The 15,133-nt window shown below is 72.0% G+C and carries 15 protein-coding genes; 4 read left to right on the top strand and 11 right to left on the bottom strand.

The genetic code is table 11. The features are described 5' to 3' along the window. Nucleotides 1-22: 22 nt before the first annotated feature. The gene (locus Cs7R123_RS08460; RefSeq protein WP_212824895.1) at nucleotides 23-547 is read left to right on the top strand and encodes a hypothetical protein; all 525 of its coding nucleotides are present in this window, start codon (nucleotides 23-25) and stop codon (nucleotides 545-547) included. A gap of 3 nt (nucleotides 548-550) precedes the next feature. Here the strand turns inward: Cs7R123_RS08460 and Cs7R123_RS08455 are convergent, their stop codons facing one another. From Cs7R123_RS08455 to Cs7R123_RS08430, 6 genes are all read right to left on the bottom strand, one after another. After that, the gene (locus tag Cs7R123_RS08455) at nucleotides 551-2,956 is read right to left on the bottom strand and encodes a hypothetical protein (protein WP_212824893.1); all 2,406 of its coding nucleotides are present in this window, start codon (nucleotides 2,954-2,956) and stop codon (nucleotides 551-553) included. Nucleotides 2,957-3,059: 103 nt separating this feature from the next. Beyond that, entirely contained in the window at nucleotides 3,060-3,995 is a 936-nt protein-coding gene (locus tag Cs7R123_RS08450; protein WP_212824891.1) for a branched-chain amino acid ABC transporter permease, read from the bottom strand. Continuing rightward, nucleotides 3,992-4,873: a branched-chain amino acid ABC transporter permease gene (locus tag Cs7R123_RS08445; protein ID WP_212824889.1), complete on the bottom strand. Its 882-nt coding sequence runs from the start codon at nucleotides 4,871-4,873 to the stop codon at nucleotides 3,992-3,994. The genes Cs7R123_RS08450 and Cs7R123_RS08445 overlap by 4 nt, the downstream gene beginning before the upstream one ends. Further along, the gene (locus tag Cs7R123_RS08440) at nucleotides 4,870-6,126 is read right to left on the bottom strand and encodes an ABC transporter substrate-binding protein (protein WP_212824887.1); all 1,257 of its coding nucleotides are present in this window, start codon (nucleotides 6,124-6,126) and stop codon (nucleotides 4,870-4,872) included. The genes Cs7R123_RS08445 and Cs7R123_RS08440 overlap by 4 nt, the downstream gene beginning before the upstream one ends. A 24-nt stretch (nucleotides 6,127-6,150) precedes the next feature. After that, a complete protein-coding gene (locus tag Cs7R123_RS08435; RefSeq protein WP_212824886.1) occupies nucleotides 6,151-6,843 on the bottom strand; it encodes an ABC transporter ATP-binding protein in 693 nt (230 codons plus the stop codon). Beyond that, on the bottom strand, nucleotides 6,830-7,576 hold the full coding sequence (locus tag Cs7R123_RS08430; RefSeq protein WP_212824883.1) for an ABC transporter ATP-binding protein: 747 nt from the start codon (nucleotides 7,574-7,576) through the stop codon (nucleotides 6,830-6,832). Before Cs7R123_RS08430 ends, Cs7R123_RS08435 begins: the two co-directional genes overlap by 14 nt. A 117-nt stretch (nucleotides 7,577-7,693) precedes the next feature. Between Cs7R123_RS08430 and Cs7R123_RS08425 the strand changes: the two genes are divergently transcribed. Further along, a complete protein-coding gene (locus Cs7R123_RS08425) occupies nucleotides 7,694-8,119 on the top strand; it encodes a DUF1304 domain-containing protein (protein WP_244871694.1) in 426 nt (141 codons plus the stop codon). A gap of 145 nt (nucleotides 8,120-8,264) precedes the next feature. On the opposite strand, the gene Cs7R123_RS08420 is transcribed toward Cs7R123_RS08425, so the two are convergent. Genes Cs7R123_RS08420 through Cs7R123_RS08400 form a run of 5 tightly spaced genes read right to left on the bottom strand, consistent with a single transcriptional unit; the run spans nucleotide 8,265 to nucleotide 12,680 of the window. Beyond that, nucleotides 8,265-9,239 (bottom strand): branched-chain amino acid ABC transporter permease, encoded by a 975-nt coding sequence (locus tag Cs7R123_RS08420; protein ID WP_212824881.1) that lies wholly within the window; start codon nucleotides 9,237-9,239, stop codon nucleotides 8,265-8,267. Beyond that, a complete protein-coding gene (locus Cs7R123_RS08415; protein WP_212824879.1) occupies nucleotides 9,236-10,090 on the bottom strand; it encodes a branched-chain amino acid ABC transporter permease in 855 nt (284 codons plus the stop codon). The genes Cs7R123_RS08420 and Cs7R123_RS08415 overlap by 4 nt, the downstream gene beginning before the upstream one ends. Further along, on the bottom strand, nucleotides 10,090-10,776 hold the full coding sequence (locus tag Cs7R123_RS08410) for an ABC transporter ATP-binding protein (RefSeq protein ID WP_212824877.1): 687 nt from the start codon (nucleotides 10,774-10,776) through the stop codon (nucleotides 10,090-10,092). The genes Cs7R123_RS08415 and Cs7R123_RS08410 overlap by 1 nt, the downstream gene beginning before the upstream one ends. After that, nucleotides 10,773-11,519, bottom strand: coding sequence for an ABC transporter ATP-binding protein (locus Cs7R123_RS08405; RefSeq protein WP_212824875.1), 747 nt, complete (start codon nucleotides 11,517-11,519; stop codon nucleotides 10,773-10,775). The genes Cs7R123_RS08410 and Cs7R123_RS08405 overlap by 4 nt, the downstream gene beginning before the upstream one ends. 3 nt (nucleotides 11,520-11,522) lie before the next feature. Then, complete coding sequence (locus Cs7R123_RS08400) at nucleotides 11,523-12,680, bottom strand: substrate-binding domain-containing protein (RefSeq protein ID WP_212824873.1); 1,158 nt, start codon at nucleotides 12,678-12,680, stop codon at nucleotides 11,523-11,525. Between the two features lie 151 nt (nucleotides 12,681-12,831). Between Cs7R123_RS08400 and Cs7R123_RS08395 the strand changes: the two genes are divergently transcribed. Continuing rightward, on the top strand, nucleotides 12,832-13,683 hold the full coding sequence (locus Cs7R123_RS08395) for an alpha/beta hydrolase (RefSeq protein ID WP_280517282.1): 852 nt from the start codon (nucleotides 12,832-12,834) through the stop codon (nucleotides 13,681-13,683). Between the two features lie 90 nt (nucleotides 13,684-13,773). Then, entirely contained in the window at nucleotides 13,774-15,036 is a 1,263-nt protein-coding gene (locus tag Cs7R123_RS08390) for a PHB depolymerase family esterase (RefSeq protein ID WP_212824869.1), read from the top strand. Nucleotides 15,037-15,133 lie beyond the last annotated feature (97 nt).

Genomic DNA, 15,133 nt, shown 5'->3' with positions numbered 1-15,133 from the left:
ACCCGTCGGCGAGGATGCGTCCATGACCGACCTCCTCGCGCAGATCCAGGCCTCGCCCTGGCTGGCCGACCTGCTGGCCCAGCGGTTCGACTTCGACCTGACCCGCACCGACCCGGTCGAGCAGGTCCACCTGGCCGGCGGCGTCCCGCTCACGCCGATCGCGGGCGACTCCGCCGGCGGCACCTTCCTGCTCACCCCCTCCGGCGCGGTCGTCTACGCGGGCTCGGAAGGCGAGGGCGGCCTGATCGCACACGACCTGCGCGACGCGCTGGCGCTGGTCGTCGGCGTGGCGAACCTGCACGACGCGCTCAGCCTGCCACCGGGTGAGGACCTGCTCCGGGCGCTGGCCGAGCTCGACGAGGAGATCCGGCAGGACGACGCGCTCGACCCGGGCGGCCAGACGCTCGACGAGGCCCGCGCCCAGGCCCGCCAGGCGCTCGACCTGCCGCCGGTCGAAGGCCTGCTGGCCGCACTGCACGCGGCCGCCGACGACGACTCCTTCCGCCCGATCAGCGAGCACGGGCCGTACGAGACCATGCTGAGCTGACCGCTACCGGTCGCCCCGGGCCAGTGCGCGGGTCAGCGCGGGCAGCACCGCGATCGACAGCGCGAAGCCGAAGCCCTGCAGGACCGCCGAGGTGACATAGGCGGCGCCGGTGAGCCCGGCGGACTCGCGCAGCCCGAGCGGCGAGGTCGGCAGGATCGAGTCGAGCGCCAGCAGCACGGCGTTCGTCTCGTGGTCGTGGGTGGGCCCGTTGGGCGTGGCCGGGTACAGCAGGCCGGCTCCGGCGCCGATCGCCGCGACCAGCCACGCGAACGCCCTGGCCGGGACATAGCCGTAGCCGGCCAGCCCGTCGATTATCAGTCCGGGCACGCGGAACCACCCGGCCGCCAGCTGGCGCCACGGCGTACGCAGGAACGGGTAGCGGTGGGCGTAGGCGCGGTGGGCGCGGCGCTTGGCCAGCAGCACCTGCCGCGCCTCGCTGTCGTGGCCGTTGGTGCGGTAGTAGGCCGCCAGCTGCTCGTACGGCTGCGGGTGGTAGCCGTCGGGGTCGGCGCGCAGCCAGGCCAGCCGCAGCTCGATCGGCGGATCGGGGTCCGGGTCGAGGTCGGTGTAGGTCAGACCGGCGAGCAGCATCGGTGACCGCCAAGCCGACTGCGGCACATCGAGCGTGCCGACGGCGGCGCGGGTCAGGTTGACCACGCCGTTCGGGGTGGCGGGCAGCCTCAGTTCCGGGGTGGCGGCCGCGCGCAGGTCCAGGACCAGGTGGCTGCCCGCGTCCTTGCCGGCGGGCAGCCGGAACGTGACCGTGGTGAAGTCCGCCTCCCCGAACCGGGCGTTCGGCAGGCCCAGGCTGCCCTCCAGGATGACGCCCTCGAAGCAGTGGAAGTCCTGCCCGACGATGAGGTTGTCGCCGAACAGCGCGTATCCGTCCGGGTCGGCCAGGGTGGAGTCCGACAGCGCCAGCATGCTGGTGATCGTCGCCCCGGCCAGGTCCAGGGTGCCGGTGGCGTTCAGTTTCCGGCAGTACAGGCTCTGCCCGACGGTGAGGCCGCGGGCGTTGAGGGCGTTGCCGCCGGGATTGGCCAGCGTGGCCTCGGCGAAGGTCACCGTGCCGCCGACCCGGGCGCCGGCCAGGTCGACCACTCCGGTGGCGCTGAAACCGTCCTGGCAGAACAGGCCCAGGTTGACGGTGAGGTTCTGCGCGTTGAGCGCGTCGCCGTCGGGGTTGCGCAGGGTCGCGCCGGACAGGTCGAGCTGGCCGCCGATCCGCGCGCCGTTGAGGTCGAGGACGCCGTCGGTCGTGAACCCTTCGTCGCACGAGATCCCCTCGTCGACGCCGAGGTTCAGCGCGCTCAGCGCGGTGGCGCCGGGATTGGCCAGTCTGGCGCCCGACATCAGCAGCGCGCCGCCGATCTGGGCGCCGTTGAGGTCCACGCGGCCGGTCGCGGTCAGCCGGAACCAGTAGATGTCGCTGTCGGCGGTGAGGTTCTGGGCGTTGAGCGCGTCGTTGTCGGGGTTGGCCAGCACCGCGTCGGTCAGGTCTAGCCGGCCGCCGATCCGCGCACCGCTGAGCACGACCGCGCCGGTGGCGTCGAGGCCGTCGCCGTAGAGGTCGCGGTCGACGGTGAGGTTCTGCGCGTTGAGCGCGTCGCCGCCGGGGTTGCGCAGGGTCGCGCCGGACAGGACGAGCTGGCCGCCGAGGTGCGCGCCGTTCAGGTCGACGGTACCGACGGCGGTGAGCCCGGCGCCCAGCAGGCCCTGCGTCACGGTGATCTCGGGGGCGACCAGGGCGTATCCGTCCGGGTTGGTCAGGCTCGCGCCTTGGAGGACGAGCTGTCCGCCGACGGTGGCGCCGTTGAGGTTGACGGCGCCGGTCGCGGCGAAGCCGTCCGTGCCGTACAGGCCGAGGTCGACGTGCAGGTTCTCGCCGTCGAGCGCGTCGCCGTCCAGGCCGTTCAGGGTGGCGCCGTACAGTGCCAGCCGCCCGGCGATCCGGGCGCCCGACAGGGCGAGGGTGCCCTCCACGTGGCAGTAGTCGAAGCGGGCCGAGCCGGCGGGCTGCCAGCCGTACCCGCAGAACCCGGGCAGCCGGCACAGGTACAGGTCGACGCCCCGGGTCACCGCGTCGGCGAAGTCCGGTTCCTCGTCGAGCCAGCAGCGCTCCAGGCTCAGGTCGAATCCGGTGCTGCCCGCGCTCAGGTCCAATCGGCCGGTGATCCTGGCCCCGGCCAGCACCACCTTGGCGACGTATCCGCGCTCGGCGTCTCGGGCGTTGAGCAGCAGCCGCACGATGACCTCGGCCCGGACAGTCCGGTCGGGATCCCAGCCCGCGGGGTCGAACCCCGCCGCGGTCGGTTCGCCCTCGCCCAGATCGACCGCCCGCCCCTGGGCGAAGGCGTCCCAGACCTGGCGCTCCGCGTCGTTGACGAGCTGGTCTCGGTCCACGGCCATCCTCCGGATAGGAATGCCGAAAGTTTCGCATCCGGCTGCCGGTTCGGCCACCGCCGTTCGGGTCGGGCCTGCCGGCATGGCGGCAGGCCCGACGATCGGATCGTCAGCCCTGCCGTTTCGGCAGCCGGGCGGCCAGCTGCGCGAGGCTGCCCCAGATGCCGCGCCGGAACAGCAGCACCGTCAGCACGAACACCGCGCCGGTGACCAGGCCGACCTGCTCGAAGCCCGAGAAGGCGAGCCAGTCCTCCAGGCGCACCACCAGGGCGGAGCCGACGGCGCCGCCCCACAGCGTGCCGATCCCGCCGAGCACCACGATGATCACGGCCTTGCCGGATGTGGTCCAGTGCAGGGTGTCCAGCGAGACGAACCGGTGCGCCATGGCGAACAGCCCGCCGCCCAGCCCGGCCAGGAACGCCGACAGCACGAACGCGAGCAGCTTGTACCGGTGCACCGGATACCCCAGCGCCCGCGCGCGGGCCGGGTTGTCCCGTACCGCGACCAGCACCCGCCCGAACGGCGAGTGCACGATCCGCCACGCCGCCAGGACGCCGAGCAGCACCAGCGGCAGGGCCGCGTAGTAGAACCAGTACGCGTCGGACAGGTCGAGCCCGCCGAGGGTGCGCGGCACGTCCTGCAGCCCGTTCTCGCCCCGGGTGACCGAGCGCCACTCGTTGGCGATGTAGTACACCATCTGCGCGAACGCCAGCGTGACCATGGCGAAGTAGATCCCGGTCCGCTTGACTGCCAGGTATCCGATCGGCAGCGCCAGCGCGGCGGCCGCCAGCGCCCCGGCCAGCACCGCCAGCGGGAACGGCCAGCCGCTGCCGATGGCGACCAGGCCGGTGACGTACGCCGAGGTGCCCCAGAAGGCGGCGTGGCCGAACGACAGCAGCCCGGTGTAGCCGAGCAGCAGGTCGACGGCGACCGCGAACAGCACCCAGCACAGGATCTCCACGGCCACGGCCGGGTAGAGCCCGTTGGGCAGCCACAGCGCGACCGCCAGCCCGGCGGCCGCCAGCGCGGGTCGCACCCACCTCATGCCGCCATCTCCTCTCGCCCGAACAGGCCGGTCGGCCGCCACAGCAGCACCGCCGCCATCACCACGAACACGGTGATCTGGGCGACGATGGGCCAGTGCGACGCGTACGCCTCGCCCCACGCCTGCACCAGCCCGATCGCGAACGCCGCCGCCACCGACCCGAACACCGAGCCCAGCCCGCCGATCACCACGACCGCGAACACCACGATGATCAGATCGCTGCCCATCAGCGGGTTCACCGCCCGCATCGGTGCGGCCAGCACCCCGGCCAGCCCGGCCAGGGCGACGCCGAACCCGAACACCGGCGTGATCCACCGCCCGACGTCGATGCCCAGCGCCCGGGTGAGGTCGGGCCGCTCGGTCGCGGCCCGCACCACCACGCCGACCCGGGTCCGGGCCAGCACCAGCCACACCGCGACGCACGCCGCGACCGCGAACCCGAGCACGAACACCCGGTACGCCGGGAAGTCGAACAGCCCCAGGTCAAGCGTGCCGTCCAGCCCGGACGGGGTGGCGTACGGCGTGGACTGCACGCCGTAGCGCCACTTGACCAGGTCCTGCAGGATCAGCGCGAGCCCGAACGTGAGCAGGAAGTTGTAGAGCGGGTCCAGCCTGGTCAACCGGTGGATGAACGCCCGCTCCAGCACCATGCCGCCGACGCCGAGCACCACCGGCACGATCAGCAGCGCCCACCAGAACGGCAGCCCGGCGCTGTCCAGCAGCACGTACGCCCCGAAGGCGCCGAGCATGTAGACCGTGCCGTGGGCGAAGTTGACCACCCGGAGCATGCCGAAGATGACGGCCAGGCCGAGGGCGAGCAGGGCCAGGAAGGCCCCGCTCACCAGCCCGTTGAACGTGTTCTGCAGGAAGCCGGTCACAGGTGGCAGTCCGGCGACGGCGCCCGGAACGCCTCCGCGGCCGGGATGGTCTTGAGGATCTTCACGTAGTCCCACGGCTCGGCGACGTCCTTGCCCGCCTTGACCTGGGCCAGGTACGCGTCGTGGATGACCCGGTGGTCCTCCGCGCGGATCTTGCCGTTGCGCAGGAAGACGTCGTTGATCTCCTTGCCCTCCAGCTGCTTGATCACCGCGTCGGCGCCGTCGGTGCCCGCCGCCTGCACGGCCTCCAGGTACTGCATCGCCGCCGAGTAGTTGGCGGCGTGGGCGAACGTCGGGCGCACCCCCGTGGCGGCCAGGAACCGGTCGGCGAACGCGCGGTTGGTCGCGTCGAAGTTCCAGTACCAGGCGTCGGTGTACGTGGTGCCCGCCAGCGCGTCCGGGGTCAGCGAGTGGATGTCGGTCAGGAACATCAGGCCGACGGCCAGGCCGATGCCCTTGTCGCGCAGCTTGAACTCGTTGTACTGCTTCACCACGTTCACCAGCTCCGCGCCGGCCTGCATGGTGCCCAGCACGTCCGGCTTCGGGTTCAGCGTCGGCGCCTTGAGCAGGTACGTCGAGTAGTCGCCGCTGGTGTTCGGGAACGGGGCGGCGTCACGGGCCACCACCGAACCGCCCGCCGCGCCGATCGCGGCCGAGAAGCTCTTCTCCATGTCCTGCCCGAACTGGTAGTTCGGGTAGAGCACGTACCAGTTCTTCGCGCCCTGCTCGGTGGTGCTCTTGCCAGTGCCGTTGGCCAGCATGTACGTGTCGTACGCGTAGTGGAACGTGTACCTGTTGCACTTCGCGCCGGTCAGCGTGGTCGTCGCGGCGGAGATGTTGAAGTAGAGCTTCTTCTTCTCCTTGGCCACGTCGGCGACCTTCTCGGCGGCCGAGGAGGTCGGCACGTCCAGCATCACGTCGACGGCCTTGCGGTCGTAGAGCTCGGCGGCCTTGGTGTTGGCGACGTCGGGCTTGTTCTGGTGGTCGGCGGTCTCGACGCTGATGTCCTGCGTGACGGCCTTGTCGCCGTACTTGGCCTTGAAATCGGCGATCGCCAGCTCGACGGCCTTGACCGAGTTCTTGCCCGACAGCTGCGCGTACGCGCCGGACTGGTCGTTGAGCACGCCCAGCACGATCTTGTTGTCGCTGATCTTCGCGCCGCTGTCACCCTGGGGACCTCCCCCGCCGCACGCGGCGGCGAGCAGGGCCGTGGCGGCCAGCACCGCGGAGATCCGGAACCTAGATGTCGTCATTGAGCATCCCTTCGAAGGTGTTGTTCAGATCCCGAGGTACGCCAGCAGGTCGCGCTCGCGGGAGCGGACCGAGGCGTTGTCGAGCGTCTCGGCGACCACGCCGTTGACCAGCAGGTAGTGCCGGTCGGCGACGGTCGCGGCGAAGTGCACGTTCTGCTCCACCAGCAGCACGGTCACGCCGTGCTCCTTGGCGGTGCGCAGGATGTCGCCGACCTGCTGCACCAGCAGCGGGGACAGGCCCTCGGTCGGCTCGTCGCACAACAGCAGGCGCGCGCCCATGCGCAGCACCCGGGCCAGGGCGAGCATCTGCTGCTCGCCGCCGGACAGCTTGGTGGAGGGGGAGTCGCGCCGGGCGTGCAGCGCGGGGAAGGTGTCGTACACCCGGGCCATGGGCCACGGATCGGGTCCGACCGTCGGCGGCAGCAGCAGGCTCTCCGCCACCGACAGGCCCGCGTAGCTGCCCCGGTCGTCGGGCACCCAGCCCAGACCGAGCCGGGCCCGCCGGTGCGCGGGCAGCGCGGCCAGGTCGCGGCCGTTCAGCTCGATTCTTCCGGTGTATGACGGGTGCAGGCCCATCACGCAGCGCAGCAGCGTCGACTTGCCCGCGCCGTTGCGCCCCACCAGGGTCACCACCTCGCCGGTGCCGACCTCCAGCGACACGCCCCGCAGCACGACGGCCTCGCCGTAGGCGGCCGACAGGTTCTCAATGCGCAACATCGGCAGTCCCCAGGTAGGCGGTGATGACGCGGTCGTCGGCCCGTACCTCGTCGTAGCCGCCTTCGACCAGGACCCGGCCCGACTGGAGCACGGTCACCCGGTCGGCCAGCGCCCCGACGACGGCCATGTTGTGCTCGACCAGCACGACGGTGCGGCCGTCGCGGACCAGGCCGATCAGGTCGACGGTCCGGTCGACGTCCTCGACGCCCATCCCGGCGGTCGGCTCGTCCAGCAGCAGCACCTTCGGGTCCAGGGCCAGCGCGAGCGCCAGTTCCAGGGCGCGCTTGCGGCCGTACGCGAGGCTGTCGGCCGTGTGCCCGGCCAGGTCGGCCAGGCCCACGAGGTCGAGCAGTTCCAGGGCGCGCGGGCGGTGCCGGCGCAGCAGCTTGTCCGACCGCCAGAACTGCCAGCCGGTCCCTTGCAGGGCCAGTTCGACGTGCTCGACGGCGGTCATACCGGGGAACAGGCTGGTGATCTGGAACGAACGGGCCACGCCGAGCCGGGCCACCTTCTCCGGCGGCAGGCCGGTGATGTCGCGCCCGCACGCCTCGATCCGGCCCGAGGTCGGGGCCAGGAACCCGGTCAGCAGGTTGAACAGCGTGGTCTTGCCGGCTCCGTTGGGGCCGACCAGGGCGTGCACGCTGCCCTCGGCCACGTCGAGGTCGACGCCGTCCACCGCGCGGAAACCCCGGAAGTCACGGGTCAGCCCCCGGGCGGAAAGTGCATATGACACAGCTCACCTCTTCCGGTTCAGATTTCGGAAAAGCTACGGTGCTGTGTCAGCCCGGACTATGTACGCCAGCCACATGAAACCGTTGTGTAGGTTGGCTGATCGTCACGTACCACCGAAATGGACCTGGCTCGCGCCACCGCCATCGCCGGGGTGACAATGTCGGCCATGAACGTGCTCGCCCAGATCTTCGCGGTGCTCGCCGGCCTGCTCCACGTCCTGATCTTCGTGATGGAGAGCGTGCTGTTCCGGCGCCCCGCGGTGCACGGCCGCTTCCGCACCCGGCCCGCCGACCTCGACGCCGTCCGCCCGTGGGCGCTCAACCAGGGCTTCTACAACCTGTTCCTGGCGCTCGGCGCGCTGGGCGGGGTGGCCGCCGTCCACGCCGGGCAGGCGGCCACGGGCGCAGCCGTGGCCCTGTTCAGCTGCGCCTGCATGCTCGGCGCGGCCCTCGTGCTGATCGCGACCGACCGCCGGATGGCCCGCGCCGCCCTCACCCAGGGCCTGCTCCCCGCCCTGGCCCTGGCCGCCGCCCTGCTCGCCTGAGCTGCCACGCGCCAACCCGGACCACCGGGGCCTGGCATCGACGCTGGCCTATCTAGAGGACGGATTATCCGAAACCGTCTTCTGGATAGGCCAGCGTCGATTCAAAAGCGGGGCGGCCACGCCGCGGCGGCGATCCGCCCCGAGGTCATGCCTCCTGGCGGGCGGGGCGGCGCAGCCACCCCGGCAGCGTCACCCCGATCCGGGCCAGCCCGCCCGGGAAGAAGTACACCGCCAGGATGAACACCACACCCAGCACGAACATCGGCTGCGCCAGCGGACCCGGCAGGTCGGTGGCATAGTCGGTGAGCTGGTAGTCCAGGAACGTGAACAGCGCACCGCCCAGCGCCGGGCCGAACCGGCTGCCCGGCCCGCCGAGCACCACCATGACCAGCAGGGTCAGGGTGAGGTCGGAGGAGGACAGGTGCGGGGCGGCACCGCCGACGACCAGCACGTACACGGTGCCGCCGAGTGCGGCCAGGGCTCCGGCCAGCACGAACGACATCAGCTTGTACCGGTACGGCGACAGCCCCAGCACCCCGACCCGCCGCGCGTCGTCGCGGATCGCCGAGAGCACCCGCCCGGCCGGCGACCGGCCCACCCGGTGCAGCACCACCAGCACCACCACCAGGTAGGCCAGCGCCAGCCAGTACAGGTTGACCGTGTTGACGACCCCCACCAGCGCGTCGGGCATGCCCTGCGCGATGGTGGCGCCCTCCTCGCCGCCGGTCAGCCCGCCCGGGTCCCGGGCCACGATGATCGCTCCGACCTGCGCGAACGCCAGCGTCACCATGGAGAACGCGATCCCGTCCACGCGCAGGGCCACCGCGCCGAGCAGCGCCGCGACGGCGGTCCCGGCGACCATGGCCAGCAGCGCCGCCACCGGCAGCGCGAACCCGTGGTTCATCAGGATCACCGTCAGGTACGCGCCGATCGCGAAGTACAGCGCGTGCCCGAACGACAGCAGGCCGGTCCGGCCGAACAGCAGGTCGTAGCCTGCGGCCAGGCCCGCGAAGACCAGGCACAGCGCCAGCAGGTTCAGCGTTCCCGGCGCGTTGAACGCCTGCCCGTACGGCAGCAGCGCCAGCAGTACGGCCAGGCCCAAAGGCCACCATCGCCTCATGCTCTTGCCAGTCCCTTCGGGCGCCACAGCAGGACCACGGCGAGCAGTGCGACCACGCACACGTCACCGGCCCCGGAGCCGCCGTAGTAGTTCACGAACTGCTGCAGCAGCGCGACCAGGATCGCGGCGACCGCCGAGCCGGGCACCGAGCCCATGCCGCCGATGACGACCACGATGAACGCGAAGATGAGCAGCGAGCCGCCGGTGCCGGGGGAGACGGTGGTGAAGTAGATCCCGGCCAGCGAACCGGCCAGCGCCGCGGCGGCGCCGCCGATGGCGAACACCAGCGTGAACGCCTTGCGCACGTCGATGCCCAGGGCGGTGACCATCTCCCGGTTCTCCACCCCGGCCCGCACGATCAGGCCGTAGCGGGTGTAGCGCAGGAACGCGGTCAGGGCGCCGAACACCAGCACCGCCGCGCCGATGAGCAGGAACCGGTCGGCCGGGATGCGGGCGCCGAGTACCGGCACCACGCCCTGCGCCCAACCGGGGCGGGGGAACGGCCGCGGGTCGGCGCCGAACACCGACTGGAGCAGCGCCACCCCGGCCAGCGACAGGCCGACGGTGACGAGCACCTGTTCGATGGTGCGCCGGTACAGCGGCCGGATCAGCACCAGCTCGACCAGCACCGCGGTGACGACCCCGGCGGCCACGCCGACGAGCACGGCCGCCTCGACGGGCATGAAGTCGGCGGCCCACCAGGTGGCGTACGCGCCGACGGACAGGAACAGGCCGTGCGCGAAGTTGAGCACGTCGGCCAGGCCGAACACCAGCGACAGGCCGGAGGCGACCAGGAAGTACAGCGCGGCCAGGCCCAGGCCGGTGACGGTCAGCAGGACGATCGTCGACATCAGCGGCCCACCCCGAGCAGAGACGTGGTCAACTCGGCGTCGCCGAGCAGGTGCTTGGCGTCGCCGGTCCAGGCGACGCTGCCCGCGGCGAGCACCACGGCGGTGCCCGCGAGGCGGCGTACCACGGCGAGGTTCTGCTCGACCAGCAGCACCGGCACGGTGGCCGCGACCCGCTCCAGGGCCTCGGCGACCTCGGTGACCACCTTGGGCGCCAGGCCCTTGGTGGGCTCGTCGACCAGCAGCAGCCGGTTGCGGTTCTGCAGCACCCGGCCCAGGGCCAGCATCTGCTGCTGCCCGCCCGACAGCGAGCCCGCCTTCTGCTGCCCGCGCTTGAGCAGCTCGGGGAACAGGGTGTAGACGAGGTCGAGGTCGGTCTCGCCGCGCGCGGCCAGCCGCAGGTTCTCGGTGACGGTGAGCCCGGCGAACACGCACCGGTCCTCCGGCACGTAGCCCAGCCCCGCCTGCACCCGCTCGTGGGTGCGCCGGCCGGCCAGGTCGGCACCGTCGAACAGCACGCGGCCGGTGCTCGGGTTGAGCCCGACCAGCGCCCGCATCGTCGTGGTCTTCCCGGCGCCGTTGCGGCCCAGCAGCGCGGTGACGCCGCTCGGGGCGACGCCGAAGCTCACACCCTGCAGGATGTGCAGCCCCGACAGGCGTACGTCCAGCTCGTGTACGTCGAGGATCACAGCGCCTCCCCGAGGTATGCCTCCTGCACGACGGGGTCGGCCATGACCTCGTCGGGGGTGCCGCAGGCCAGCAGGGCCCCGTGGTGCATGACCGCCAGCCGGTCGGCCAGGTCCAGGATGACGTGCATGTGGTGCTCCACCATGATCACGGCCCGGTCGCCACCCGACACCTGCCGGATCACCTCGACGAGGGCGGGCACGTCGGCCGAGGCGACCCCGGCCATCGGTTCGTCCAGCAGCATCACGGCCGGCTCGCCCGCCAGCAGCAGCGCGATCTCCAGCACCCGCTTCTCGCCGTGCGACAGGGTGCGGGCGTCGACGTCGGCGCGGGGCAGCAGCCCGACCGTGTCCAGGCACTCGTCGGCCCGGCGGGCCACCTCGCGGAACGAGTCGGCCCGCCGCCACAGCGAGCCGGAACCGCCGGCCCTGGCCTGCACGGCCAGGCGGACGTTCTCGCGCACGCTCAGCGAGCCGAACACCGAGGAGGACTGGAACGTGCGCCCGAGCCCGGCACGGGCTCGGGCGTGCGGGGTCAGGCGGGTGATGTCCCGCCCCGCCAGGTGCACCCGGCCGGAGGTGGCCGGGTGCAGCCCTGAGATCAGGTTGAACAGCGAGGTCTTGCCGGCGCCGTTGGGGCCGATGACGCCGAGGAACTCGCCGGGGTGAAGCTCGACCGTGACCCCGTCCACGATCGAGACTTCACCGATGCGCCAGGTCAGCGCATCCGTACTGAGGACCGGCATCGGTCAGGACTTCATCGCGGCCACCGGCGGGGCGACCTCGTCCGGGTTGAGGGCCTTGACCAGCTGCGGCGCGCCGCCGACCAGCTTCACCTGGAACATCGGCTGCAGCAGCGCGTGGTCCTCCTTGCGGATGGTCATCGCGCCCTTGATGCCGTCGAAGCTCCAGCCCTCCAGCGCGGCGATCATCTTCTCGACGTCGTCGCCGGCCTGGAGCGCGTGGACGATCATCTGGGCGGCGTTGAAGCCGTCCGGGGTGAACAGGTCCAGCCCGCTCGGGATCGCCGCGGCCGCCGCCTTGGCCACCGCGTTGTCGGTGGCGCCGGCGAAGTGGTGCGACAGGAAGGAGACGCTGTCACCGGCCTTGCCGAAGGTCGGGTACGACGCCTTCTGGTCCAGACCCGTCACCACCAGCGTGCCGGCCAGGACGTTCTGCTGCTCCAGGGCCTGCCACATGGCGCTGGCGGTGGTGCCCGCCCAGGCCACGAACAGCAGGTCCGGCTTGGCCTTGAGCACCTGGCTGGCGAACGGGGTGAAGTCGGTCGCGCTGGCCGGCACCTCCAGCGAGGTCACCGTGGCGCCCGCGCCGCCGATCACCGCGGTCACCGCGGCCTCGTTGGCCTTGCCGAAGGCGGTGTCCTGCGTGAAGACCAGCACCTTCTTGCCCGCCGGGGCGGCGATGAACGACTTGGCGGCCAGCACGTCCTGGTAGGACTGGCGGCCCGAGCGGAACGTGTACCGGTTGACGCCGGTGAGGCCGTCGGTCGCGGCCGGGCCGGAGACGAACAGCACCTTGTTCTGCGCGGCCAGCGGGGCCACCTGGAGCGCCACGCCCGAGCCGGTGGACCCGGCGATGACCTTGACGCCCTTGCCGACCAGGTCCTTGACCGCCGAGACGGCCTTGGCCGGGTCGCCCGCGTCGTCGGACTCCAGCAGCTCGATGGTGCGGTCGCCGACCTTGTTCGTGCCGTTGGTGGCGTACGCCAGACCGGCCTTGAAGCCGTCGATGTACTGCTTGCCGTAGCTGGCCAGGGCGCCGGTCTGGGAGTAAACCAGCCCGACCGACACCTTCCCGCCCTGCGGTGCCGCCGCGTCCTGCGGGCTGCCGCAGGCCGCCAGGGCGAGCGCCGACGCGGTGGCGAGAATGACGAGTCGCCGTTTCATATCGGGGTCTCCTTGGTTACCGTTGTGGTCCACGCCACGCTATGGACGACGTCACCGGGCGGCCATGTGGTCCGCCACCACACCGCACCCCCCGATGGTGTGGGTCGCAGCCCATCGCGTGCGCGGAGAGGGATCCGTACGGTTGCCCCACGTGACCCTCCTCCAGCCAGACGAGTTCGACGTCCCCGTCGCGGGCGGCAGCCTGCGGGTGTGCCGCTGGCCCGGCGAAGGCCCGACTGTAGTGGCCCTGCACGGCATCACCGCCAACGCCCTGTCCTTCGCGGTGCTCGCGGAGCAGCTCGGCGGCACGGTCGACCTGGTCGCCCCGGACCTGCGCGGCCGGGCGGGCAGCGCGGGCCTGCCGGGGCCGTACGGGCTGGCCGCGCACGCCGCCGACGTGGCGGCGCTGCTGGACCACCTCGGAGTGGAGCGGGCGGTGCTGGTCGGGCACTCGATGGGCGGGTTCGTCGCGGCGCTGACCGCGGTCACGCACCCGGACCGGGTGTCGTCGGTGCTGCTGGTCGACGGCGGGGTGGCGTTCGGCATCCCGGCCGGGGTCGACATCGACGCGCTGCTGCTGGCGGTCATCGGCCCGGCGATGCAGCGCCTGTCGATGGTGTTCCCGGCCGTGGACGACTACCTGGACTTCTGGTCGGCGCACCCGGCGCTGGGGCCGCACTGGTCGGCGGCGATCGAGGCGTACGCGCTGCGGGACCTGCACGGGGACCGCTCGTCGTGCAACGTCGAGGCGATCCGGGCCGACGCGGCCGACACCCTGGTGCACGAGCCGACGACCACGGCGTACCGGACGGTGACCTGCCCGATCGAGGTGCTGTGGGCGCCGCGCGGGCTGATGGACGAGCCGACGGGGCTGTACCGCGCCGAGACCCTCGCCGGGCTGGCGAACGAGCTGGTGCCCGACACCAACCACTACACGATCCTGCTCGGACCGGCGGGCGCGGCGGTGGTGGCGGACCACATCCGCGACCTGGCGCTTCGCTGACCACGTTGTGACCGGCGCCACAATCAGCGCCCGGAACATGTGGTTCACACCCATTTCGGCGGTGTCAACAGTGGTCGTAGTTTCCGGGCCATGACCCGTCCCCGCTGGTACACCGCTCTGCTCGCCGGCGCAGCCGCCCTGCTCGCCGCGACCGCCGCAGCCATCGCCCCGGCCCAGGCCGCCGCGACCCTGACCCAGGTCAGCGGCTTCGGCAGCAACCCCGGTGCCCTGTCCATGTACGCCTACCGGCCCACCGGCCTGCCCACCGGTGCCCCGCTGGTCGTCGCCCTGCACGGCTGCACCCAGACCGCCACCGACTACTTCACCAACTCCGGCTGGCAGAAGTACGCCGACCTCTACGGCTTCGCCCTGGTGCTGCCGCAGCAGAGCTCGGCCAACAACGCCAACTCCTGCTTCAACTTCTTCCAGCCCGCCGACGCCTCCCGCGGCCAGGGCGAAGCCCTGTCGGTCAAGCAGATGGTCGACTACGCCAAGGCCAACTATGGCTCCGACGCTGCCCGCGTCTTCGTCACCGGGCTGTCGGCGGGCGGGGCGATGACCTCGGTCATGCTCGCCACGTACCCGGACGTGTTCGCGGGCGGCGCGGTGATCGCCGGGCTGGCCTACCGCTGCGCCACCGACACCTCCAGCGCCTACACCTGCATGTACGGCGCGGTCAGCAAGACGCCGACGCAGTGGGGCGACCTGGTGCGCAACGCCTACGCGGGCTACGCCGGGCCGTGGCCGAAGCTGTCGATCTGGGCGGGCAGCTCCGACACGACGGTGGTGCCCGCCAACGCCGACGAGCTGCGCGACCAGTGGGTCAACGTGCACGGGATCAGCACCACCGCCACCGGCACCGGCACCCTGCCCGCGACCACGACCCGCACCGTGTACGGCACCGGCCAGGTGATCACCTACCGGGTGCAGGGCATCGCGCACGGCACCCCGGTCGACCCGGGCAGCGGCGTGGACCAGTGCGGGGCGGCGGCCGCCTACTTCCTGGACTCGATCTGCTCGTCGTACCGCATCGCCCAGGACTGGGGCCTGGCCACCGGCGGCCCGGCGCCGTCCCCGTCGGCCAGCACGTCACCCGCCCCGTCGCCGACCGCGTCCCCGACCGCCTCGCCGAGTGCTTCGCCGAGTGCCTCGCCGAGCCCGAGCCCGACGAACCAGCCGTGCTTCACCGCGAACAACTATGCCCAGACCGTGGCCGGGCGCGCCCACCAGAGCGGCGGCTACGTCTACGCCAACGGCTCCAACCAGGCCATGGGCCTGTGGAACGTGGCGGTGGTCCACACCCTGCGCCAGACCGCCCCCAACTACTACGTCCTCGCCGACGGCCAATGCTGACCCCCGGCCAGCCCTGACCCGCGCCCGTCCCGCCCCCGCCCCGTCCCGCCCCGTTTTACATAAACGTTGGCCTATCTCATCGAGTTCGATCTCCGAA

Origin of the sequence: Catellatospora sp. TT07R-123, assembly GCF_018327705.1 — a bacterium.
In the GTDB taxonomy this organism is placed as follows: domain Bacteria; phylum Actinomycetota; class Actinomycetes; order Mycobacteriales; family Micromonosporaceae; genus Catellatospora.
Note: the sequence above shows the minus strand (reverse complement) of the source record. Positions and strands in the feature narration are given on the sequence as shown.